At 61.1% G+C, this 22,830-nt stretch carries 24 protein-coding genes; 10 read left to right on the top strand and 14 right to left on the bottom strand.

The features are described from left to right. Positions 1 to 17: 17 nt before the first annotated feature. From FHT84_RS07280 to ffh, 7 genes are all read right to left on the bottom strand, one after another. Positions 18 to 815 carry a transporter substrate-binding domain-containing protein gene (locus tag FHT84_RS07280; protein WP_112341426.1) on the bottom strand — a complete coding sequence of 266 codons (798 nt, stop codon included), beginning with the start codon at positions 813 to 815 and terminating at the stop codon, positions 18 to 20. Positions 816 to 1,028: 213 nt separating this feature from the next. Continuing rightward, the gene (gene rplS / locus FHT84_RS07275) at positions 1,029 to 1,571 is read right to left on the bottom strand and encodes a 50S ribosomal protein L19 (protein WP_075853612.1); all 543 of its coding nucleotides are present in this window, start codon (positions 1,569 to 1,571) and stop codon (positions 1,029 to 1,031) included. A 267-nt stretch (positions 1,572 to 1,838) separates the two neighbouring features. Next, positions 1,839 to 2,531 carry a tRNA (guanosine(37)-N1)-methyltransferase TrmD gene (gene trmD, locus FHT84_RS07270; protein WP_112341425.1) on the bottom strand — a complete coding sequence of 231 codons (693 nt, stop codon included), beginning with the start codon at positions 2,529 to 2,531 and terminating at the stop codon, positions 1,839 to 1,841. 40 nt (positions 2,532 to 2,571) lie between these two features. Beyond that, a complete protein-coding gene (gene rimM, locus FHT84_RS07265) occupies positions 2,572 to 3,144 on the bottom strand; it encodes a ribosome maturation factor RimM (protein WP_112341721.1) in 573 nt (190 codons plus the stop codon). A 182-nt stretch (positions 3,145 to 3,326) separates the two neighbouring features. Then, on the bottom strand, positions 3,327 to 3,686 hold the full coding sequence (gene rpsP, locus FHT84_RS07260) for a 30S ribosomal protein S16 (RefSeq protein WP_069614776.1): 360 nt from the start codon (positions 3,684 to 3,686) through the stop codon (positions 3,327 to 3,329). A gap of 126 nt (positions 3,687 to 3,812) precedes the next feature. Next, positions 3,813 to 4,115, bottom strand: a complete 303-nt coding sequence (locus FHT84_RS07255) for a chorismate mutase (protein ID WP_069614775.1) — start codon at positions 4,113 to 4,115, stop codon at positions 3,813 to 3,815. A gap of 18 nt (positions 4,116 to 4,133) precedes the next feature. After that, positions 4,134 to 5,714 carry a signal recognition particle protein gene (ffh, locus tag FHT84_RS07250; protein ID WP_112341424.1) on the bottom strand — a complete coding sequence of 527 codons (1,581 nt, stop codon included), beginning with the start codon at positions 5,712 to 5,714 and terminating at the stop codon, positions 4,134 to 4,136. A 377-nt stretch (positions 5,715 to 6,091) separates the two neighbouring features. On the opposite strand from ffh, the gene FHT84_RS07245 reads away from it, so the two are divergent. Together FHT84_RS07245 and FHT84_RS07240 are read left to right on the top strand one after the other, a co-directional pair. Then, positions 6,092 to 7,081 (top strand): hypothetical protein, encoded by a 990-nt coding sequence (locus FHT84_RS07245; protein WP_112341423.1) that lies wholly within the window; start codon positions 6,092 to 6,094, stop codon positions 7,079 to 7,081. Continuing rightward, on the top strand, positions 7,078 to 8,094 hold the full coding sequence (locus FHT84_RS07240; RefSeq protein ID WP_112341422.1) for an MBL fold metallo-hydrolase: 1,017 nt from the start codon (positions 7,078 to 7,080) through the stop codon (positions 8,092 to 8,094). The genes FHT84_RS07245 and FHT84_RS07240 overlap by 4 nt, the downstream gene beginning before the upstream one ends. 58 nt (positions 8,095 to 8,152) lie before the next feature. Here the strand turns inward: FHT84_RS07240 and FHT84_RS07235 are convergent, their stop codons facing one another. After that, positions 8,153 to 8,596: an SRPBCC family protein gene (locus FHT84_RS07235; protein ID WP_162736934.1), complete on the bottom strand. Its 444-nt coding sequence runs from the start codon at positions 8,594 to 8,596 to the stop codon at positions 8,153 to 8,155. Positions 8,597 to 9,033: 437 nt separating this feature from the next. Between FHT84_RS07235 and dapF the strand changes: the two genes are divergently transcribed. Genes dapF through FHT84_RS07210 form a run of 5 tightly spaced genes read left to right on the top strand, consistent with a single transcriptional unit; the run spans position 9,034 to position 14,028 of the window. Further along, positions 9,034 to 9,939 (top strand): diaminopimelate epimerase, encoded by a 906-nt coding sequence (gene dapF / locus FHT84_RS07230; protein WP_113249167.1) that lies wholly within the window; start codon positions 9,034 to 9,036, stop codon positions 9,937 to 9,939. Next, on the top strand, positions 9,936 to 11,210 hold the full coding sequence (gene mtaB / locus FHT84_RS07225; protein WP_112341419.1) for a tRNA (N(6)-L-threonylcarbamoyladenosine(37)-C(2))-methylthiotransferase MtaB: 1,275 nt from the start codon (positions 9,936 to 9,938) through the stop codon (positions 11,208 to 11,210). Before dapF ends, mtaB begins: the two co-directional genes overlap by 4 nt. 18 nt (positions 11,211 to 11,228) lie before the next feature. Next, positions 11,229 to 12,725 (top strand): signal recognition particle-docking protein FtsY, encoded by a 1,497-nt coding sequence (ftsY, locus tag FHT84_RS07220; RefSeq protein ID WP_112341418.1) that lies wholly within the window; start codon positions 11,229 to 11,231, stop codon positions 12,723 to 12,725. Further along, positions 12,722 to 13,441 carry a septation protein A gene (locus FHT84_RS07215; protein WP_112341417.1) on the top strand — a complete coding sequence of 240 codons (720 nt, stop codon included), beginning with the start codon at positions 12,722 to 12,724 and terminating at the stop codon, positions 13,439 to 13,441. Before ftsY ends, FHT84_RS07215 begins: the two co-directional genes overlap by 4 nt. Continuing rightward, positions 13,438 to 14,028 (top strand): DUF2585 domain-containing protein, encoded by a 591-nt coding sequence (locus FHT84_RS07210; RefSeq protein WP_112341416.1) that lies wholly within the window; start codon positions 13,438 to 13,440, stop codon positions 14,026 to 14,028. The genes FHT84_RS07215 and FHT84_RS07210 overlap by 4 nt, the downstream gene beginning before the upstream one ends. A 166-nt stretch (positions 14,029 to 14,194) precedes the next feature. Here the strand turns inward: FHT84_RS07210 and FHT84_RS07205 are convergent, their stop codons facing one another. From FHT84_RS07205 to ccmA, 5 genes are all read right to left on the bottom strand, one after another. Continuing rightward, a complete protein-coding gene (locus tag FHT84_RS07205) occupies positions 14,195 to 14,806 on the bottom strand; it encodes a DsbE family thiol:disulfide interchange protein (protein WP_112341415.1) in 612 nt (203 codons plus the stop codon). Then, complete coding sequence (gene ccmD, locus FHT84_RS07200; RefSeq protein WP_112341414.1) at positions 14,803 to 14,976, bottom strand: heme exporter protein CcmD; 174 nt, start codon at positions 14,974 to 14,976, stop codon at positions 14,803 to 14,805. Before ccmD ends, FHT84_RS07205 begins: the two co-directional genes overlap by 4 nt. A 1-nt stretch (position 14,977) precedes the next feature. Next, on the bottom strand, positions 14,978 to 15,736 hold the full coding sequence (locus tag FHT84_RS07195) for a heme ABC transporter permease (RefSeq protein WP_112341413.1): 759 nt from the start codon (positions 15,734 to 15,736) through the stop codon (positions 14,978 to 14,980). A gap of 79 nt (positions 15,737 to 15,815) precedes the next feature. Beyond that, entirely contained in the window at positions 15,816 to 16,475 is a 660-nt protein-coding gene (gene ccmB, locus FHT84_RS07190) for a heme exporter protein CcmB (RefSeq protein WP_113249165.1), read from the bottom strand. 352 nt (positions 16,476 to 16,827) lie between these two features. After that, on the bottom strand, positions 16,828 to 17,475 hold the full coding sequence (gene ccmA / locus FHT84_RS07185) for a heme ABC exporter ATP-binding protein CcmA (protein ID WP_112341411.1): 648 nt from the start codon (positions 17,473 to 17,475) through the stop codon (positions 16,828 to 16,830). 263 nt (positions 17,476 to 17,738) lie between these two features. On the opposite strand from ccmA, the gene acnA reads away from it, so the two are divergent. From acnA to FHT84_RS07170, 3 genes are all read left to right on the top strand, one after another. Next, positions 17,739 to 20,429 carry an aconitate hydratase AcnA gene (acnA, locus tag FHT84_RS07180; protein ID WP_112341410.1) on the top strand — a complete coding sequence of 897 codons (2,691 nt, stop codon included), beginning with the start codon at positions 17,739 to 17,741 and terminating at the stop codon, positions 20,427 to 20,429. 259 nt (positions 20,430 to 20,688) lie between these two features. Then, a complete protein-coding gene (locus FHT84_RS07175; protein WP_112341409.1) occupies positions 20,689 to 21,432 on the top strand; it encodes a thioredoxin family protein in 744 nt (247 codons plus the stop codon). A 338-nt stretch (positions 21,433 to 21,770) separates the two neighbouring features. After that, positions 21,771 to 22,169 carry a DUF2794 domain-containing protein gene (locus FHT84_RS07170; RefSeq protein ID WP_112341408.1) on the top strand — a complete coding sequence of 133 codons (399 nt, stop codon included), beginning with the start codon at positions 21,771 to 21,773 and terminating at the stop codon, positions 22,167 to 22,169. A 100-nt stretch (positions 22,170 to 22,269) separates the two neighbouring features. Here the strand turns inward: FHT84_RS07170 and FHT84_RS07165 are convergent, their stop codons facing one another. Further along, positions 22,270 to 22,827 carry a GNAT family N-acetyltransferase gene (locus FHT84_RS07165; protein WP_112341407.1) on the bottom strand — a complete coding sequence of 186 codons (558 nt, stop codon included), beginning with the start codon at positions 22,825 to 22,827 and terminating at the stop codon, positions 22,270 to 22,272. Between the last annotated feature and the right edge of the window lie 3 nt (positions 22,828 to 22,830).

Raw genomic sequence — 22,830 nt, 5'->3', positions numbered from 1 at the left:
ATATCGGTCTTCAGAGTTCATTGGCCCATCTTGTAGTCGAGGAACCACTTCTTGTTCAGCGAGTCGAGCGTGCCGTCGGCCTTGAGGCTGGCAATGGCGGCATTGACCGGGGCGACAAGATCGGAACCCTTCTGGAAGATGAAGCCGAAATCCTCTGTGCCGAGCGGGCCGCCGACCAGCTTCAGGCCGCCATTGGAAGCGTCGACGTAGCCTTTGCCGGCCGTGCCGTCGGTCAGCACCATGTCGACGTCCCCGGTCTTCAGCGCCTGCACGGTGGCGCCGAAGGTTTCGAAGGTCTTGATGCGTGGGTTTTGCTCGTTGCCGTCAAGGACTTCATAGACGGCGGTGTAGAAGGGCGTCGTGCCCGGCTGCGCGCCGATCAGGGCCTCCTTGACGGCGGCGAAGCTCTTGGCGTCGGCAAAGCGTTTCTCGTCGCCGCGCACGAGCATGAACTGCTGCGAGCGCATATAGGGGTCGGAGAAATCGACCTTCTGCTTGCGGTCTTCCTTGATGGTGATGCCGGTCATGCCGATGTTGTACTGGCCTTCGGAAACGGCCTGGATCATCGCGTCCCAGCTGGTGTTCTGGTACTCGACCTTGAAGTTCAGACGCTTGGCGATCTCGTTCATCGCGTCATATTCCCAGCCGATCGCCTTGTTCGTTTTTGGGTCGATAAACTGCAGCGGCGGATAGGCATTCTCGGTGACGACGACGACCGTCTTGCCATTCAGGTTCGGAAGGTCGGCCGCAAAGGCGGCGAAAGGTGCAAGCACGAGGGCGCTGAGGCCCAGAAGGAACGAACGACGGAATGCCATGGAAATCTCCCCGATTAGCGTGGCGGGAAAGTGTCATATTTGGAAAGCGGATGGCAAGGTTATAGCCATCGTAGCGATCATAAAAAAGGAAAAGCAGCTCTAAAACATACGGCTGCCTAAGAAATTTCCGTTTGCCGCGTCGCATTGCGACAGGCAGTAAAAAAGGCGGCCCGAAGACCGCCTTCAATTGTCACAATCCGTCGGGATCGAAACTTATTCCGCTGCCGGCTCGGCTGCTGCGGCTGCAGCAGCTTCTGCTGCTGCCTTTGCTTCTGCAGCTTCTGCTGCTGCCTTTTCAGCTGCGAGTGCCTGAGCGGCTGCAACCTTCTCGGCTTCGATACGTGCCTTCTCGTCGGCCAGAGCCTGGCGCTCGGCATCGTTGAGCTTGCGGGCGCGGGTGCCGGTGTTTTCGACGATACGGGCAGCCTTACCGCGCAGGTCGCGCAGGTAGTAGAGCTTGGCGCGACGGACCTTACCGCGGCGAACGACTTCGACGCTTTCGATCATCGGCGAGTAAACCGGGAATACGCGCTCGACGCCTTCGCCGTAGGAGATCTTGCGAACGGTGAAGTTTTCCTGCAGGCCGCCGCCGGAGCGAGCGATGCAAACGCCTTCATAGGCCTGAACGCGGGTACGGTTGCCTTCCGTGACCTTTACGTTGACGCGAACGGTGTCGCCAGCGGAAAATTCGGGAAGGGTGCGCTTGGCTTCGATCTTGGCAGCCTGTTCGGCTTCCAATTGCTGAATGATGTTCATGTTATCAACCTCGTTGTTGCTTCAACAGCCAGAGCGCTCATCATTCTATCTTTGGTCGGACCCGGAGATCACACCTCGGATGTATGCCCGTTCAGGCAGGAGCGAATACGTCTGCTCTTCTTTGCTGGTTGATGGGAAATTTCCCATGCCGGCCGCGCACATATCCTATTGTCACGCCTTTGTCACCCCTTGCGGCTGAATTAAGTGGCGATTGGTGCCAGTTTTGCGGCGCTTGAACCAATGTCGCTCATCTAGCCGGTGTTGCCGCTACTTCTTCCGCAATTCGTCCAGCAAATCCGGCCGGCGCGCTCGCGTCAGCTCTTCGGCCTTCTCCCTCTGCCATTTGGCGATCGCCGCGTGATTGCCCGAGGTGAGGATGGCGGGAATCTCGCGGCCTTCCCAGATCTGCGGTCGCGTATAATGCGGATGTTCCAGCAGGCCGCCTTCGAAGCTTTCATGAAGGCCGGAGAGGTCGTTGCCCATGACGCCGGGCAGGATGCGAACGATAGCGTCGAGGAGGATGAGGGCAGCCGGCTCGCCGCCCGAAAGGATATAGTCGCCGATCGAGACTTCCTCGAGGCCACGGCCGTCGATGACGCGCTGGTCGACGCCTTCGAAGCGGCCGCAGACGATGATGACGCCGTCGCCGCTTGCAAGCTCGCGCACGCGCTTCTGCGTCAGCGGCTTGCCGCGCGGGCTCATCAGCAGGCGCGGGCGGCTGTCGTTTTCGCTGGCATGATCGATGGCGCGGGCAAGCACATCCGGTTTCAGCACCATGCCGGCGCCGCCGCCGGCCGGCGTGTCGTCGACGGTGCGGTGCTTGTCGGTGGCGAAATCACGGATCTGCACGGTGTCCAGCGACCATTGCCCGCGTTCCATCGCCTTGCCGGCAAGCGACGTGCCGAGATGGCCGGGAAACATCTCGGGATAAAGCGTCAGTATGGTCGCCCGAAAACTCATGGCGCGATCACTTCCTAATGAGGGCACTTCCCAATGAGGGTTACTTCTTCGTCTTGTCCTGCGGCTTTTCCGGCTTGCCGATGAGGTCATCGGGGCTGTCGATCAAGCCGGCGGCGAGCGGATCGATCAGGATCTTGCCTGCTTCGAGGTCGATTTCGAGCACGGCGGCTTCGGAAAAGGGGATCAGCACCGGGCGCTTGCCCGGCCCCTTCAGCTCCAATAGGTCGCCGGCGCCGAAATCATAGATGCCGCTGACGGTGCCGTAGCCGACGCCTTGGTCATCGACGGCTTCCAGCCCTTCGAGATCGGTGTAGAAGAATTCGTCGTCGTCGAGCTCGTCATCCGGCAGGTTGTCGCGCTCGATATAGAGTTCCAGCCCGTTCAGCGCCTCGGCGGCATTACGGTCGTTGATGCCGCGAAAGCGCACGATGACGACATTCTTGGCCTCGCGGATTTCCAGAACTTCGAAGCTGCGGCCATCCATGCTGTGCAGGTGGCCGTAATCGCCAAGTGCGGTCGGATCGGATGTATAGGCGCGGGCACGCACTTCGCCTCGCAAGCCCTGTGCAGCGCCGATGGTGGCCATCAATACCGGATTTTGCAGTTTCGTCATGGTCTCTTCGTCGATTGCCGGGATTATGCAGCAGATCCAAAATGCTACAGCGACCTTTGTCCACCCCATGTGACACGCGGCGCTGTCGTTGGTTCTCTCATAGGCTGAACATTTGCCGATGGGAAACAAAAAACGGGTGGCATGTCGCCATGCCACCCGTTTTCAATCAATGCGAGGTCCGATTACTCGGAAGCGGCAGCGGCGTCAGCAGCCTTCTGTGCCTTTTCGGCAGCGCGCTCCTGAGCCTTCTTGCCCGGCTTTGCCTTTTCCGGGTTGTTCTTGGCTTCGCGCTTTGCGATGCCGGCTTCGTTGAGGAAGCGCAGAACGCGGTCGGTCGGCTGTGCGCCGTGGTCGAGCCAATGCTTGATGCGTTCGACCTTCAGTTCAACGCGCTTGGCGTCGTCCTTGGCAAGCATCGGGTTCCAGGAGCCGAGGGTCTCCAGGAAACGGCCGTCGCGCGGCGAGCGAGCGTCGGCTACGACAACGTGGTAGTACGGGCGCTTCTTGGAGCCACCGCGGGCGAGACGAATTTTCAGTGCCATGTCAATTCTCCTTAGGCTTTTCTTGACCGCTTCGTTGTGCGGTATGGTTACGTCGCGCTGCTTTTCTCGTACCGCGTGATCCCGGTTCAAAACGCCCTGCGTCCTTCGGGATCATGTGGCCAGGGGTTACCCTTTGAAATCCGCAGCGATCTGTTCATGATGCCGGATGACTTCCTTGATGACGAAGTTCAGGAACTTCTCGGCGAAATCCGGGTCCAGATTGGCGTCCTTTGCCAGGCGGCGCAGGCGCTCGATCTGAAATTCTTCGCGCGCCGGGTCGGCCGGCGGCAGGTCGTACTTGGCCTTCAGCACGCCCACTTCCTTCGTGCAGCGGAAGCGCTCGGCCAGCATGTGCACCAGTGCGGCATCGATATTGTCGATCGACTGGCGGTATTTGCCCAGTTGGGCCTTTACGTCTGGATCAATCATGGGGGTCAACGATCCTTCTCACTTCTTCTTCGGCAAACCGGGGAGGCCCGGGAAACCACCGCCAAGGCCCGGCAGTTTGGCGCCGCCGAGACCCGGCAAACCGCCACCGCCGCCCAGACCCGGCAAGCCACCCGGCAGGCCGCCGGGACGGCCGAGGCCGGCCGCTTCGGCTTGCTTCTGCAAGGCTTCGAGCTGCTTGGGATCCATGTTCGACAGGTCGGGCATCCCACCCATACCGCCACCGAGACCCATTTTGCCGGCAAGGCCGCCCATCAGCTGCTTCATCATGCCGCCTTTGCCCTTGCCGCCCATCATCTTCATCATATCCGCCATCTGGCGGTGCATCTTCAGAAGCTTGTTGATGTCGGAGGCGTCGGTGCCGGAGCCTGCGGCGATACGCTTCTTGCGGGAATGCTTGAGGAGATCCGGATTGGCGCGCTCGGCCTTGGTCATCGAGGAGATGATAGCGAGCTGGCGTTTGAACAGGCGGTCATCGAGGCCGGCGGCTGCCATTTTGTCCTTCATGCCGGACATGCCGGGCATCAGGCCCATAATGCCGCCCATGCCGCCCATCTTCTGCATCTGGCCGAGCTGGTCGGCGAGATCGTTGAGGTCGAACTTGCCCTTGGCCATCTTGGCAGCCATGGCGGCCGCCTTCTCGGCGTCGATATTCTCGGCAGCCTTCTCGACGAGCGAGACGATGTCGCCCATGCCGAGGATGCGGTCAGCGATACGGCGGGGATGGAATTCCTCCAGCTCGCCCATCTTTTCGCCGACGCCGATCAGCTTGATCGGCTTGCCGGTGACTGCGCGCATCGAAAGGGCCGCACCGCCGCGGCCATCGCCGTCCATGCGGGTCAGCACGAGGCCGGTGATCCCGACGCGCTCGTCGAAATTGCGGGCGAGGTTGACGGCGTCCTGACCGGTCAAGCTATCGGCGACCAGCAGGATTTCGTGCGGATTGGACTTCTTCTTGATATCCGCCATCTCGACCATGAGCGGCTCGTCGATATGCGTACGGCCGGCGGTGTCGAGGATGACGATGTCATGGCCGCCGAGCTTGGCGGCCTGGACTGCGCGTGCGGCAATATCGGTCGGCGATTGGCCTGATATGATCGGCAGCGTGTCGACGCCGGTCTGGACGCCGAGCTGACGCAGCTGCTCCTGGGCTGCCGGACGGCGCGTGTCGAGGGAGGCCATCAGGACCTTCTTGCGGTCGCGGCTCGTCAGGCGGCTGGCGATCTTGGCCGTGGTGGTCGTCTTACCGGAGCCCTGCAGACCCACCATCATGACGACGACCGGAGCCGGCGCATTGAGGTCGATGCCGACGCCTTCGCCGCCAAGCATCTCGATCAGCTCGTCATGGACGATCTTGACGACCATCTGGCCCGGCTTGATCGACTTTAGGATCTCGGCGCCGACGGCCTTTTCGCGAACGCGATCGGTAAAGGAGCGCACGACATCCAGCGCCACGTCGGCTTCGAGCAGCGCGCGGCGAACCTCGCGAAGCGCAGCGGAAACATCGGCTTCCGAAAGCGCGCCGCGGCCTGTCAGTCCATTCAGAATGGAACCAAGACGGTCCTGGAGGTTTTCAAACATCGGTTCTTCCTTATCGATCGCTTGGGATTTGGACTTGGCGCAAGTTTGCGCCGTTCCTCGCCCGAAAACGTCGTGCTTTTCCATGACGAAAACAAGACGCAAAGCCAAAAAGCACCCGAGGGCGCATCGCGCTGTCGGGTGTTGACCTCCGGGATCTCTTTATACCTTTATGGGTCCCGGTCGGTGGCTCGGAGGCTTGTGCTCGTCGCAGATTGCGGGCGATAAACAGGAAAAGGCCGCCAAAGTCAACCCAATGCGGCCGAAATGCCTGAAATGCGCGGATGACAGCGTTATCTCAACCTCGATTTGACCATACCATCCTCTTCCAATCGTTACATCGATCCCCGTCATCAAGTGATTCCCCGAGACAGCTCCGAATGAATGATGCAGCCCTGACCAATCTTCTCGCCGCCTGCCGCGCTTACGCCGGCGGTCGTGTCGACGCACAATTCAACGCGGCGGCCCAGGCCTTCTACGCGAGTGCCATTGCCCAGCCGAAGATCATGGCGCGGGCGGCGCGCGAGCTTAGCCGCCTGCCGCCGCCGGGGGCCGCGATCCTTGCGAATATGCTCGGCACCATCGTCGAAAAGGGCGGGTCGGTGGAGCGCAGCGGTGCTGCGGTGTGGGAGCTCTACATGGCGTGGTTGCCGCAAATCCATCGCGGCTTTGCCGGCCGCAAGGAGCTGAGCCCGAGGCAAAGGCAGCTGCTCGACGCTTTCCAGCTGCTTGGCCAATCGGCGGTATCGCATCTTGCTGCCATGCCGCGGGAACGCGAGCGCGCCGCCGGCGACAAGGCGCTGATGGCGCAGCTTGCCCAGCTGCAGGATTATACGCCGGGTGCGGCCTGGGTCCGCCAGATGCTCCTGAGCCGCAGCGACGCGCTGCTGGTGCTGCATCTGCCGAGCCGTCAGGGTTTTCGCCTGCGCTATCAGAATATCGTCAATTGCTTCCATCTGTTCACGCTGATCCAGGCGGCATTCGGCGAGACGCTTCCCGGCGGCCGCGTGCCCAACAGGTTCATAATCGACATGGCGCGCTGCGTGACCGTGGCGGAAGATGGCAATGACGAGCCCTGGTGGCGCTACGAGACGGTGCAGCCGGATGAGCAAGGGCTTGTCGAGATTTCCGGAGAAGCATCCGTCGAGACGATTGCCCGCATCGATGACCGGCAGGTCATCCTGCTTTCATCGCCGGTCAAGGGCGCTGCATTGTGGGATACGAGCTTTTTCACGCCGCAGCTTTTCGTCATGCCGGCGAATGTCGTGCTGGAGGAGACGCTGACGGCGCGTGAGGTCGAAGAGTGGCTCGCCAGGTTCGGCTTACCAGCCGGGAAGGCGACAAGCGCACAGGCGGTGGACAAGCCATGACGAGCTCATCCGACTCAGCCAAGAAGAATCCCTATTACCAGGGGCCGGTTTCCGATCATTTCGACGGCGTGCGCTTCTTCAATCCCGGTGGCGTCGCGCCGGGCGGTGCATTCGACCTTTTGCGCTGGCAGTTCGGCGGTGGCCGGGTGCGGTGGCCCAACCCGGTCATCAGCGCCTTTCCTCCGGCTAGGCCGGACCGGCACGTGTTCGGCGAGCAGATGCGGGTGACCATGGTCGGGCATGCCTCGATGCTGATGCAGATTGCCGGGCTGAACATTCTGACGGATCCGGTCTGGTCGGAGCGGGTCAGCCCTTTCCGATCTTTCGGACCGAAGCGTGTGGTGCCGCCCGGCATCCGCTTCGAGGATCTGCCGCATATCGACGTCGTGCTCGTCACGCATAATCACTATGACCACCTCGATGTTGCAACGCTTGCCCGCCTGCAGCAGGCGCATCGGCCAAAGATCGTCACGCCGCTCGGCAACGACATGATCATCCGCCGTGCCGTTCCCGATGCCGACATCACGGTGGTCGACTGGGGCGATCGCATCGCCCTCAAGGCCGGCGTGACGATCGATGCCGAGCCCTGCCATCACTGGTCGGCGCGCGGCATGGGCGACCGGCGCATGGCACTCTGGGCCGCTTTCGTGCTGAGCACACCAGCGGGCAAGATCTACCATGTCGGCGACACCGGCTTTCACGATGGCATCAATTATGAGGCTGCCCGGCAAAAACATGGCGGTTTCCGCCTCGCGATCCTGCCTTTTGGCGCTTACGAGCCGCGCTGGTTCATGAAGGGTCAGCACCAGAATCCGGAAGAGGCGGTGAAGGGCATGAAGCTCTGCAACGCGGCCTATGTCGCCGGGCATCACTTCGCGACCTTCCAGCTGACGGACGAAGGGATCGATGAGCCCGTTCAGGCGCTGGATGCGGCCTTGAAAGCTGAGAGTGTGGAGGCGGATCGCTTTCGTCCGCTCAGGGCGGGGGAAGTTTTCGATGTGCCTGTCGTCTGAGGGCGCCAAATATCCCTTCTCCCCGAGGGGAGAAGGGTTGCGTCCTGCGTTGGAAGCCTTACTGCTTGATCTCGGGCTCAACCAGTTTCGCGAGATTGATCAGCGATTCCTGCCAACCGAGATAGCAGGCTTCCGGCGGGATGACATCGGGAATGCCGGCTTGAGTGATGTTGACCTCGGTTCCGACGAGAACCTTCTTCAGGGTCACCGTCACTTCCATTTCGCCGGGCAGGTTCGGATCGTCGAATCTGTCAATGTAGCGCACAAGTTCGCCCGGGATAAGCTCGAGAAAATCGCCGCCGAAGGAGTGCTTCTCGCTGGTCGTGAAGTTGCGGAACGACATCTTGAACGTGCCGCCGACTTTTCCTTCGAAGTGATGCACGCTGCAGGCAAAACCGTTCGGCGGCAACCATTTGGCCAGCGCATCCGCTTCGATGAATGCGCGATAGACCTTTTCCGGGCTGGTGGCCAGGACGCGGTGCAGGCGTATGGTATTCGGCATGGTCATAATCCCTATGGTTTGACGGAGTGGACGAGCCTAGGACGTGGCAGCTTTTGGTAATCCGACATCGATGAATGATCTTTTCTCAAAATAATGCGGGTCAAGACTTCTCGGTGGGATTTTTGCTGTGGTCAAAGGACGGCCGCCCGCCCCTCGTGGTTCGAGACGGCCCTGCAGGCCTCCTAACCGTGAGGGCTGATCTTTTGCGTCGATCATACATTTCCGGGATCTAGGCACTGCAGCACAAATCATGGCCGCAGCGACGATGCTAACTCCGCCTCATCCTGGGGTGTGGAGCTCGAAGAGTGAAGCCTCGAAGGATCGGGGCGGCCCGGGAGAGCTCGCCCAATCCTGAATAATGCCGTTCTTCATGTCCCACTGGTAATTCCCCCGCATTTCCGCCATATACAGCTCGAAACACGGACGGACTTGGCATCATGAGCAATACGGTCGAATTCGCGAGGATGAACGGGCTTGGCAACAAGATCCTGGTTATCGACATGCGCGGCCGCAAGGATGTGGTGACGCCCGCTGCGGCGATTGCGCTCAATGCCGATCCGGCCACCCAGTTCGATCAGATCATGGCGATCCACGATCCGAAGCTGCAGGGCACCGATGCCTGGATCGATATCCTGAACTGCGACGGAACGAAGGCGCAGGCCTGCGGCAACGGCACGCGCTGCGTCGTGCAGGCGCTGGCGGCCGAAACTGGCAAAAAGGTGTTCACCTTCCAGACGGTCGCCGGCATCCTGAATGCCAGTGAGCATGAGGACGGCACGATCTCGGTCGATATGGGCACGCCCGTCTTTGCCTGGGACCAGATCCCGCTTGCCGAGGAATTTGCTGATACCAGCCGCATCGAGCTGCAGATCGGGCCGATCGACAATCCCGTACTGCATTCGCCTTCCGTGATGTCGATGGGTAATCCGCATGCGATCTTCTGGGTCGATAGGGATCCGATGTCCTTCGATCTCGATCGTTTCGGCCCGCTGCTCGAAAACCACCCGATGTTTCCCGAGCGCGCCAATATCACGCTGGCGCAGGTGCTGTCGCCGACCTCGCTGCGCACACGCACCTGGGAGCGCGGCGCCGGCCTGACGCTTGCATGCGGTTCGGCCGCCTGTGCCTCCGCCGTCAGCGCCGCGCGCACCGGCCGCACCGGCCGCAAGGTGATGATCGAAGTTGCCTCCGCGCCGGCGCCTGGCAAGCTCACCATTGAATGGCTCGAGAGCAACGACCATGTCGTCATGACCGGGCCTGCCGAATGGGAATGGTCCGGCACCGTCGATCCTGTCACTGGCAGCTTCTCGCGCGATCCGGAGCAAGAGGCTCAGGCGCGGTGAGCGGGGTCGAGGTCATTACCTTCGGCTGTCGTCTCAACACCTATGAATCCGAAGTGATGAGGGCCGAGGCAGAGAAAGCCGGGCTCAACAACGCCATTCTGGTCAATACCTGTGCCGTGACGGGCGAGGCCGTGCGCCAGGCGCGGCAGGCAATCCGCCGCGCGCGCCGTGGCAATCCGCATGCCCGTATCATCGTCACAGGCTGCGCCGCGCAGACCGAGAAGCAGACCTTTGCCGAGATGGCGGAAGTCGATGCCGTGCTCGGCAACGAGGAGAAGCTGAAAAGCGCCTCCTACCGCTCCCTGCCGGATTTTGGCGTTTCGGCCGAAGAAAAGCTGCGCGTCAACGATATCATGAGCGTGCGGGCGACCGCGCCGCAGATGATCCGTCATATCGATGGTCACGTGCGCGCCTTCATCCAGGTGCAGAACGGCTGCGATCACCGCTGCACCTTCTGCATCATTCCCTATGGCCGCGGCAATTCGCGTTCGGTGCCGATGGGTGCTGTGGTCGATCAGGCGCGCAATCTCGTCGAAAGCGGCTATCGCGAAATCGTGCTGACCGGCGTCGATGCAACAAGCTATGGCGCCGACCTGCCGGGTACGCCGACGCTCGGCCTGCTTGCCAAGACGCTGCTGAAGCAGATCCCGGAGATCCGCCGGCTGCGGCTCTCCTCGATCGACAGTATCGAGGCAGACCGGCACCTGATGGATCTCATCGCCGACGAGCCGCGATTCATGCCGCATCTGCATCTCTCGTTGCAGCATGGTGACGACATGATCCTCAAGCGCATGAAGCGGCGGCACTCGCGCGCCGATGCCGTGCGTTTCATCGAGGATGTGCGCCGCCTGCGCCCGGAGACGAGCTTCGGCGCCGATATGATCGCCGGCTTCCCGACTGAGACGGAAGAGATGTTCGCCAATGCTGTCGGCTTGGCGCAAGAGGCCGGCATCGCGCATCTGCACGTCTTCCCCTACAGCCCGCGCCCCGGCACGCCGGCCGCCCGCATGCCGCAGCTCGATCGCGGGCTGATCAAGGAACGTGCCGCCCGCCTGCGCGAGGCCGGACAAAGATTGCACCGGACCCATCTCGACAGCATGGTCGGCACGCGGCAATGGCTGCTTGTGGAGAATGGCGGACTGGCGCATACGGAAAACTTCACGCTTGTCGCCGCCCCCGGCCTTCGCCCGCGCGACCTTGTGCAGGTCGCAATCACCGGCCACAATGGCAAGCACCTCGACATGCAACTTCTGGCCGCCGACGCGGCCTAATGCTTCAACGGACACTTCATGGCGCTCGGTTTCATCAAAAAAGTCTTCACCTTCGGCCGCGAAAAGCCGGCTGAGGAGCAGGCGCCTGCTGTGGATGTTTCGCCGGCTTCCGAGTCTGTCGAGCCGCCGTCGCCCCCCTCTGTCCCTTCGGGACATCTCCCCCACGAGGGGGGAGATCGGTTGGAGAGTGGAGCGCCGACCGAGCAAGAGCCGCAGGCTGAAGAGCCTGCAGATGCGGCCGGCGCGAAAGAGATTGAGGCCGTTGAGGCTGCTCATTCTCTCGAATCCGAGCTGCAAGAACAGCCCGAAGACCGTAAGGCCATCGAATCGGAGCAACCTGCCGATCCTGAAGTCCACGTAGTTTCGGAAGAGCACCCCATCGAACCGATCTCCCCCCTTGTGGGGGAGATGTCCGACAGGACAGAGGGGGCTGACGAAGGTACGGCAAGCTCGGAATCTTCGTCGGAAGACGCCGAATCCTCATCCGAAATTAGCGCCCCCCCAGTCGAAGCCCCCATCCTTCCCAAGGGCTTTTCGGCCGCCGCCTCTGCTCCCGCACCGGCTCCCGAGGCCCCCAAGCAGAAACTCTCCTGGTTCCAGCGCCTACGCGCCGGGCTTGCGCGGACCTCGTCGCAGCTGACCGGTCAGATCGCGGCGCTCTTTACCAAGCGCAAGCTCGACGATCAGACGCTGCAGGATCTGGAGGATCTGCTGATCCAGGCCGATCTCGGCGTCGAGACGGCGATGCGCGTCACCGATACGCTGGCGTCCGAGCGCTATGGCAAGGATGTGACCGGCGAAGATGTCGGCCGCATCATGGCGCAGGAAATCGCCAAGGTGCTGAAGCCTGTGGCAAAGCCGCTGCAGCTCGATCTCAGCCATAAGCCGCATGTGATCCTCGTCGTCGGCGTCAACGGCACCGGCAAGACGACGACGATCGGCAAGCTGGCCGCAAAACTCTCCGGTGCGGGGCTGAAGGTCACGCTGGCTGCCGGCGATACGTTCCGCGCGGCTGCCATCGAGCAATTGAAGATCTGGGCCGAGCGTACGAAATCGGACTTCATAGGGACGAAGCTCGGCGCCGATGCTGCCGGTCTTGCCTTCGATGCCTTCCAGCAGGCCAAGGCCAACAAGAGCGACGTGCTGATCATCGATACGGCCGGCCGTCTGCAGAACAAGGCGGAGCTGATGGCGGAGCTCGAAAAGATCGTGCGCGTCCTCGGCAAGCTCGATCCGGACGCGCCGCATACCGTGCTGCAGACGCTCGATGCCACCACCGGCCAGAACGCCTTGAACCAGGTGGAAATCTTCCGCAATGTTGCCGGCGTCAACGGGCTCATCATGACCAAGCTCGACGGCACGGCGCGCGGCGGCATCCTTGTCGCCATCTCGGCCAAGCATAAGCTGCCGGTCTATTTCATCGGCGTCGGCGAAGGTGTAGAGGATCTCGAGCCGTTCGAAGCCGAGGATTTTGCTCATGCCATCGCCGGTACGGGGGCTGTAAACAGCCAATGAATGACAAGAACAAGTTTGATGATAGGGAAAGTGCCGCAATGACGACCAGCGACAGCGATCTCACCCCAAGTGCCGCCGACAGGCATCATCCGATGCTGAAGCTGGTGCTGGAACTCGGGCCTTTGCTGGTGTTCTTCTTCGGCAATTTGCGCGGCGAATGGCTGGCGCAGCATTTTCCGCAACTGGCAGCGCTCGGCGGCCCGCTCTTCGTCGCCACCGGCCTGTTCATGGCGGCAACGGTGATCTCGCTCATCGTTTCGAAGGTCATGCTCGGCCATTTGCCGCTAATGCCCTTCGTCTCCGGCATTGTGGTGCTGATTTTCGGTGCGCTCGGCATCTATCTTCAGAACGAAACCTTCATCAAGATGAAGCCGACCATCGTCAATGCGCTGTTCGGCATCGTGCTGCTCGGCGGCCTTGCTTTCGGCAAGTCGCTGCTCGGCTATGTCTTCAATGCCGCCTTTCAGCTGGATGCCGAGGGCTGGCGCAAGCTGACGCTGCGCTGGGGTATCTTCTTCTTCGTTCTCGCCGTGCTCAACGAAGTCGTCTGGCGCGGCTCGAACTGGCTTTATCTTCCGGACACCAAGGCCGCGGATAATCTCTGGGTGAACTTCAAGGTCTGGGGAACGATGCCGATCACCATCCTCTTCACGCTGTCGCAGATGCCGCTGATCATGAAGCACACGGTCGAGCCGCCGGTGGAAAACGGTAAATGAGCCAAGCCATCGACGCCCAAAGCCGCTATCGGCAACAGAGCTTCTGGTTCATCGCCTGCGCCGTCGTTCTGCTGGTGCAGATCGTGACCGAATACATGATGGGCCGTGTGCCGATCTGCACTTGCGGCTATGTGAAGCTCTTCGAGCCGGTGGTGAAATCCAGTGGCAATTCGCAGCACATCGCCGACTGGTACACGCCGTCGCACATCATCCACGGTTTTCTCTTTTTCGGTCTCACGCATCTGATCATGCGCGGCAAGCCGCTGTCGATGCGGCTCTTCGTTGCCATGTTGATCGAATCAGGCTGGGAGATCCTGGAAAATTCCCCTATCATCATCAACCGCTACCGCGCCACGACGATCTCGCTCGATTATGTCGGCGACAGCATCCTCAATTCCTCGATGGATGCGGTGTTCATGGTGGTCGGATTCCTGTTTGCCTGGCGCGCGCCGGTGCTGGTGACGGTTGTCATCGCCATCTTCTTCGAGCTGCTTACCGGTTATCTGATCCGCGACAATCTTACGCTCAACGTGCTGATGCTGGTCTGGCCGGTCGAGGCGATCAAGACTTGGCAGGGCGGGATTTAGTCTTTTAACCCTCGCCCCTGCGGGGAGATGGAGGCACGATAGCGCCGGGTGAGGAGGCGCTACCGGGAGAGTGCTGACTTTCGCTCGTCGCTCAAGACCTTTTTGCTTCGTGCCCCAGCCCCCTCATCCGCCCTTCGGGCACCTTCTTCCCAAGGAGAAAAGGGAATTAAGACGCCGGCTTCCCCTGCGCCTTCGCTATGGCCGGATAGAGCCCTTCCTTCAGGCTGGTCGGCGTGAACGGGCCGACCTGCTTGTAGAGGATCGTGCCGTCGGGCGAGACGAGGTAGGATTCCGGAATGCCGTAGACGCCCCAGTCGATGGCGGCAGAGCCGTTCGGGTCGATGCCGATGGCGTTGTAGGGATTGCCGAGTTCGCCGAGGAAGCGAAGTGCGTTCTCGCTCGTGTCCTTGTAATTGATGGCCACGATATTGAGCTGACCGCTCTTGGCAAGCTCCTTCAGCACTGGATGCTCGTCGCGACAGGGAATGCACCAGGAGGCAAAGACATTGACGAGCGTAAGCTTGCCCTTGATGGCGTCATCGGTCAGCGCCCGCAGGTTGGAGCCTTCGAGAGGTGGGAGCGCGAGCTTCGGCGCCTTCGTACCGATCAGCGCCGAAGGAATGGCCGATATGTCGGTGCCGTGCACTTCCTGATCATACATGACCTTGCCGACGGCAAAAGCGATGCAGGCAAAGACGATCAGCGGGATCAGCGCCAGCAGATAGCGTGCGGTGCCGCTCGATTTCGGCTGATCCTTGTTATCGGCATCCGTGGTCATTTCGTCTCGCTTTCCGGCGCGCGCTGTGAGCGGCGGCGGATGCCGGAGGCTTCCAATGCGGCGAGCTCACGACGTCGAAGGCGTCCGTCGATCCATGTCCAGGCGATGACGGCGAGGATCATGACGGCAGCAAAGCCGTAGGAGCCGTAGACGTAGAAGGGATGCGTCATGCTAGTCCTCCCGGCTTGCCATGCGTGCGGCGATGCGGCGCTGCGCGGCGATGCGGCGGCGCCAAATCTCGTTGCGAATCGCCATCAGGTGCAGCGTGAAGAACAGCAGCGTGAAGGCGAGCGCCATGGTGAAGAGCGGCCAGAGGAACTCCGCGTCGATGGCCGGGCCATCCATCCGCATGATGCTTTCCGACTGATGCAGCGTGTTCCACCAGTCCACGGAGAACTTGATAATCGGGATATTGATGAAGCCGACCAGCGTCAGGATCGAGGCGACACGGGCAGCTTTTGATGGGTCGTCCATGGCGCGGTTCAGCGCGATCAGGCCGAGATACATGAGGAACAGGATGAAGACCGAGGTCAGCCGCGCATCCCAGACCCAATAGGTGCCCCACATCGGCTTGCCCCAGAGCGAGCCGGTGACCAGCGCGATCAGCGTGAAGGCGGCGCCGAGCGGGGCTGCCGTCTTACCGGCGACATCGGCGAGCGGGTGGCGCCAGACAAGTGTGCCGATCGCCGACATGCTCATGATCGTGTAGCACATCATCGACAGCCAGGCGGCCGGAACGTGAATATACATGATGCGGACGGTATCGCCCTGCTGGTAATCGCCCTCGGTCGTAAAGGACAGATAGAGGCCGATCGCGAAGAGCATCGCCGAGATGGCCGCGAGCCAGGGAATGAGACGCGCCGAGAAAGCCAGGAACCGCGTGGGGTTGGCAAGGTCGGAAAATCGGCTGATCGCAGTGATATCGCTCATGCGGCTTGTTTAACCCGATATGGCTTTTCCGGCAATCGACCGCATTGTCCCGGATGGACGAAACAGTATCTTATTGCGATCAATCAGTCGTGTTCCGTAGGGCAAGAGCAGCAGCGGCCGGGCCGAGGACGGCGAAGAACAAGGTGAGCGCGATCAGGATCAGGAAGGGCGGTAGGAACGGCTGCGGCCCTTCGACTGTGGCATAGGTGGCGCTGACGCCGAAGATCAGCACGGGGATCGTGAGCGGTAGCACCAGAATGGAGACAAGCAGCCCGCCGCGCGGCAGCGCCACGGCAACGGCAGCACCAACCGCGCCGATGAAGGTGATCGCCGGCGAGCCGACGAGCAGGGTCAGGGCCGTCGCGCCGATCGCCGTCTCGTTCATATTCATAAAGAGGCCGAGCAGCGGCGAGGCGATGACGAGGGGCAAGCCTGTCGCGACCCAATGCGCCACGCATTTAATGAAGACCGTCAATACCAGTGGCGTTTCCTGCATGACAAGCAGATCGAGCGAGCCGTCATCGCGTTCTGCCTGGAACAGCCGATCGAGGCCAAGCAGGCTTGCGAGCAGCGCGCCGATCCAGACGATGGCCGGGCCGATGCGCGAGAGGAGCTTCAGGTCGGGGCCGACGCCGAAGGGAATGACGGCGACGACGGTGAGGAAGAACAGGATGCCGATCAACGCTCCGCCGCCGGCGCGCACCGAAAGTCTGAGGTCACGGAGGAAGAGGGCGGTCATCGGGCGGCACCAATCTCCCTCTCCCCTCGGGGAGAAGGTGGCCCGACGGGTCGGATGAGGGGGCTTTTACCCAGGAAAGAACCGTCACTTTGTATATACGTCAGATGATCGTCGCTCCGCTCCTCACCCCCCTCTGTCGCTGTCGCGACATCTCCCCCACAAGGGGGGAGATTGGTAACTTGTGGCGCGCGCATCGCCTGATCCAACATCGAATCTGTAGAAGCAGAAGCGGAGTCCGCCGGCTTTGTAGGCGGATGCGGCAAACTCCCAACGATCTCCCCCCTCGTGGGGGAGATGTCACGAAGTGACAGAGGGGGGTGACGAAGGTGCGGCATAAGAGGAAATATCTGCATCATCCCCACACCCCCTCACTCACCCCGGCAAATCCCGTCATTCGCATCTCCTGCACATTCTCCAACCCCAGGGGCTGATGCGTGGCCGCAAGAACGATGCCGCCACTCTTCTGATGCGCGATGATTAGCTCCGCAAACAGCCGGTCTGCCGAGCTGTCCAGCGCCGCGGTCGGCTCGTCGAGAATCCAGATGGGGCGGTGGGCGACCAGAAGTTTGGCGAAAGCGATTCGCCGCTGCTGGCCGGCGGAGAGATAGCCGAAAGGCAAATGGGTGATACCGGCAAGGCCGACGGCGTCGGCGGCTTCATCGGCAGCCAGGCCGGAGCCGCCCGGCACATCGCCGAGGAAGGTTTTCCAGAAGGTCAGATTTTCCGCGACGGTCAGCTCGGATTTCATCGCGTTGCGGTGGCCGAGATAGTGGCTGGTTTCGCCCGGTGGCCGGCTCGATTCGCCATCACTTCCGGTGAAGGTGACACGACCTTTTTCCGGCTTCAGAAGGCCTGCCACGACACGCAGAAGCGTTGTCTTTCCCGATCCATTGCGCCCGGTCAGAACGAGGGCGTCACCACCCTCCAAGTCAAAGGAAACATTCGAGAAAATCAGGTCTTCGCCCCGCCTTGCCGCCAGATTTTCAGCGCATAGATGCATTCGCTCAGACTTTCCCCGTTGTCGTTGCCGCAGCGCGCAAAAAATTGTCCAAATTTGCGCTTTGCCACTCTGGCAAGTCTTTACGAAATTATCTATAAGACCTGCAACCACGCCAGCGGTCGGCGTGAATTTCATCCTTGCGCCGAACATAAGGTTTTCTGCCTTACGTGCGGACAGCGGAAATGGCCGCACCCGCATCCTGATGTGCATAAAGTGCATAGGCGTTCGCACGACTGTGTTGGCTATCAGAAACGGGGTATCTCGTGTCTAAATCTCTTGACAGTTTCAATTGTCGTTCCACGCTGACCGTGGGCGGGAAAGACTATGTGTATTTCAGCCTTCCCAAGGCTGAAGCCAATGGTCTGCCCGGCGTTTCCAAGCTGCCTTACTCCATGAAGGTACTGCTGGAAAACCTGCTGCGTTTTGAAGACGGGCAGTCGGTCACCAAGGAGCATATCCTTGCCGTCGCCGAATGGCTGACCAACAAGGGCACCGTCGAGAACGAAATCGCCTATCGCCCGGCGCGCGTGCTGATGCAGGACTTCACCGGCGTTCCGGCCGTCGTCGACCTTGCTGCCATGCGCGACGCGATGGTCTCCCTCGGTGGCGATCCGGAAAAGATCAATCCGCTCGTTCCCGTCGATCTCGTCATCGACCACTCGGTCATCGTCGACGAATTCGGCACACCGCAGGCTTTCGCCAAGAACGTCGAGCTGGAATACCAGCGCAACGGCGAGCGCTACCGCTTCCTGAAGTGGGGCCAGCAGGCATTCAAGAACTTCCGCGTCGTTCCTCCCGGCACCGGCATCTGTCACCAGGTGAACCTCGAATATCTCGGCCAGACCGTCTGGACGAAGGAAGAGGATGGCGAAACGATCGCTTATCCCGACACCTGCGTCGGCACCGATTCGCACACGACCATGATCAACGGCCTCGGCGTTCTCGGCTGGGGTGTCGGCGGTATCGAAGCTGAAGCCGCCATGCTCGGCCAGCCGGTCTCCATGCTGCTGCCTGAAGTCATCGGCTTCAAGCTGACCGGCAAGCTCAAGGAAGGCGTTACCGCGACCGACCTCGTTCTGACCGTCGTGCAGATGCTGCGCAAGAAGGGCGTCGTTTCCAAGTTCGTCGAATTCTTCGGCCCCGGCCTCGACAACATGCCGCTCGCCGACCGCGCCACCATCGGCAACATGGGTCCGGAATATGGCGCGACCTGCGGCTTCTTCCCGGTCGACAAGGAAACGCTGAACTACCTCAACATGTCCGGCCGTGCCAAGGACCGTATCGCGCTCGTCGAAGCCTATTCCAAGGCTCAGGGCATGTGGCGCGATAATGATGGTTCCGATCTCGTCTTCACAGACACGCTGGAACTCGATCTCGGCGACGTCGTGCCGTCGATGGCCGGCCCGAAGCGTCCGGAAGGCCGCATCGCGCTGGAAAACATCGCTTCCGGCTTCGCAACCTCGCTCGAAACCGAATACAAGAAGCCCGGCCAGCTCTCCAACCGCTATGCGGTCGAAGGCACGGATTTCGATATCGGCCATGGCGACGTTGCCATCGCTGCCATCACCTCCTGCACCAACACCTCCAACCCGTCGGTGCTGATCGCAGCCGGCCTTCTCGCCCGCAACGCCGTTGCCAAGGGCCTGAAGAGCAAGCCGTGGGTCAAGACCTCGCTCGCACCGGGATCCCAGGTCGTCGGCGAATATCTCGCCAAGTCCGGCCTGCAGGCCGATCTCGACAAGCTCGGCTTCAACCTGGTCGGCTTCGGCTGCACCACCTGCATCGGTAATTCCGGCCCGCTGCCGGCGCCGATCTCCAAGACGATCAACGACAAGGGCCTGATCGTTGCCGGCGTTCTCTCCGGTAACCGCAACTTCGAAGGCCGCATCTCGCCAGACGTCCAGGCGAACTATCTTGCTTCGCCGCCGCTCGTCGTCGCCTACGCGCTCGCCGGCTCGGTGCAGCTCGACCTAACGAAGGAGCCGATCGGCGAAGACCAGAACGGCAAGCCGGTCTATCTGAAGGACATCTGGCCGACCTCGCACGAGGTTCAGGAGTTCATCCAGAAGTACGTCACCCGCGAGCTTTATGAAACCAAGTATGCCGACGTCTTCAAGGGCGACGCCAACTGGCAGGCCGTGCAGGTTCCTCCGGGCCAGACCTATGCGTGGGACGACAACTCGACCTATGTGCAGAACCCACCTTACTTCGTGGGCATGGGCAAGAAGGGCGCCGGCGTTTCCGACATCAAGGGCGCGCGCGTTCTCGGCCTCTTCGGCGACAAGATCACCACCGACCATATTTCTCCGGCCGGTTCGATCAAGGCTGCCTCGCCCGCCGGCTCGTATCTCCTCGGTCACGGCGTCGGCGTTGCCGACTTCAACCAGTACGGCACGCGCCGCGGCAACCATGAAGTCATGATGCGCGGCACCTTTGCCAACATCCGCATCCGCAATCACATGCTTGGCCCGAACGGCAAGGAAGGTGGCTACACCATCCATTATCCGTCCAAGGAAGAGACGTCGATCTACGATGCGGCCATGCAGTACAAGGCCGAGGGCGTCCCGCTCGTCATCTTCGCCGGTGTCGAATACGGCAACGGCTCGTCGCGCGACTGGGCTGCCAAGGGCACGAACCTGCTCGGCGTGCGCGCCGTGATCGCCCAGTCCTTCGAGCGCATCCACCGCTCGAACCTGGTGGGAATGGGCGTCATCCCCTTCGTCTTCGAGGAAGGCACTACCTGGGCAAGCCTCGGCCTGAAAGGCGACGAACTCGTGACGATCGAAGGCCTGGAAAACATCAAGCCACGCGAGCGTAAGATCGCCAAGATCACCTATGGCGACGGTTCCGTGAAGGATGTTCCCATCATCTGCCGTATCGATACGCTGGATGAGGTCGTCTACGTCAACAATGGCGGCATCCTGCAGACCGTTCTGCGCGATCTCGCCGCCTGATAGGCGTCTGAACTCCTCTTGCACGCCGCCGGGAAAAGTCTCCCGGCGGCGTCTTGTTTTTCACGGTGATGTGTACGGCAAGCCGTTGCCGGTCCTCTGCCTCACCCCATCGTGACTTTGCGTCATCGCGCTAAACCATTATCTCTTGTTTCAGATTTTTCGGGCTTGATGTGGGCTGGGCGGCCCCAAGGAGCGTGATTGGTCCGGGCGTGTGCACTCGTGAGTGGCGCCGGAATTTTGCGAAAGAGGTAAAAGGGAAATGCGCCTTCGATTTTCGGCTCCACTTCTGGCAGGCATCGTGCTCGCAAGTTCGCTGCATGCGCAGGAAGCCCCGAAGATCAAGGGCGTTGTCGAACTCTTCACCTCGCAGGGCTGCGCCTCCTGTCCTCCCGCCGACGCGGCGTTCCGCAAGCTGATCCGCCAGGGCAATGTCGTCGCGCTCGCCTATCATGTCGACTATTGGAACTATCTCGGCTGGAACGATACAATGGCGTCCAAGGACAATACGGCGCGCCAATATGCCTATGCCCGCTCGATGGGACGCAGCGGGGTCTATACGCCACAGGCGATCGTCAACGGCAGGGACCATATGAACGGCGCCGATCTCGACGCCATCAATGTCAAGCTCGACGATTTCCAGCGTGACGGCGAAGGACTGACGGTTCCGGTGAATGCCGCCACCAAGGGCGACGAACTCGAGATCAAGATCGGCGCCGGCGCCGGCAAGGCCAATGTTGTTGTCGTCTATTTCGACAAGGAACAGATGGTGGCGCCGAAAGGCGGCGAAAACACCGGCCAGCAGATTGCCTACATGCATGCCGTATCGGACGTCGAGACCGTGGGCATGTGGGATGGCAAGGCCATGAGCCTGGTATTGCCCTCCACCGTGCTTGAAAAGGCCGGCCGAAGGGGCCTTGCCGTCCTTCTGCAATCGTCGACGCCTTCGGGCGATCCGGCCGCCATTCTTGGAGCGACGGTTCTGACCATCGGCTCGGACGGCTGAGCGGCATTTCTGAATTTTGACTGGTGCCGAAAGGCTCCCTATTTTTGCGGGCGCCAAAAAGGGCCCTATTTTGGCTGTACCAAAAAGGGGAGGTGCCCGGCGGGGACGCATTCGGGGCTGGGGTTTAATCGATACGCCCCGGCCGGGCCGTTTGACGCGGCGGCGCCAAACGGCTGCCTATACTTCCTGTAAATTGGGCGTCGTTTTGTCTGAAATGCGGCGTTGCCGAGATGCTTTCGGGCACGGGAAAAAAATTGTGAGCCGTCAGCCGTCTTGCAATTTGGTGCGGCTGAGGCAAACTGTCATTCTCCTGTCATGAGATAACCCTTGGGGGATTGATGACTGATCAGCCGGATTTGCGACGCGGCGAACGCCCTTCCGCCGATACTAATTCCACCGTCGTCGATCTCAGAGAATACAAACAAAGCAAGGATCCGCTACCGGTGACCTTCCATCGCCGGGAGCTGGACGCGATTTTGTGGATCTACGGCCGCATGGTTGGCGAAGGTGAGTGGCGCGACTACGCCATCGACCATCTGAAGGACAAGGCGGTTTTCTCCGTCTTCAAGCGCTCCGGTGAGATGCCGCTCTTCCGCATCGAAAAGAATCCGAAGCTCGCCGCCAAGCAGGGCGCCTTTTCCGTCGTCAACACCAACGGCATGATCCTGAAGCGTGGCCACGAGGTGCAGCAGGTTCTGAAGGTGTTCGACAAGCAGCTGAAGCTGGTGGAGAAGTAGTTTCTCGTCATTGGCTACGCGCTTGTGGCGAGTGTGGCACCCCCTCTGTCACTTTGTGACAGAGGGGGTGCCAGAGGTTCGGCATAAAGGCAGCTCGACACTACTCCCCAAACAACGTCCCCGGATAAACCGACGGATCCGGATCGGTTTCCGCGCCGTCTCCGAGCGCTTTCTGCATCAGCATCGTATCCAACCATCGGCCATGCTTGTAGCCGGTGCCTTTCAAAAGGCCGGTTTCGGTGAAGCCTGCGGCGCGATGCACGGCGACGGAGGCGGGATGGACGCCGCCGATGACGGCGATCATCTGGCGGAAGCCGAGCGCCTCGCAGCGTTCGACGAGCGCGTCGAGCAGCAGCCTGCCGATGCCGCGACCGCGCGCCTCCGGCGCCAGATAGATCGAATCCTCCACCATCCAGCGATAGGCCGGCCGCGTGCGGAACGCCGAGGCGTAGGCATAGCCCAGGAACGCGCCGGTCTCGTCTTCGGCGACGAGATAGGGATAGCCCTTTTCACAGATTGCCTGGAAACGGTCTGCCATCTCGTCCTGGGTCGGCGGCGTGATCTCATAGCTCGCGGTGCCGTTGAGAACGGAGTCGCGATAGATTGCTGTGATATGGGGAAGGTCGTCTGCGGTAGCGTTGCGAAGGCTGACGGACATTGT

This window comes from Rhizobium sp. BK289 (assembly GCF_014193575.1).
Lineage (GTDB): Bacteria > Pseudomonadota > Alphaproteobacteria > Rhizobiales > Rhizobiaceae > Rhizobium > Rhizobium tropici_C.
Note: the sequence above shows the minus strand (reverse complement) of the source record. Positions and strands in the feature narration are given on the sequence as shown.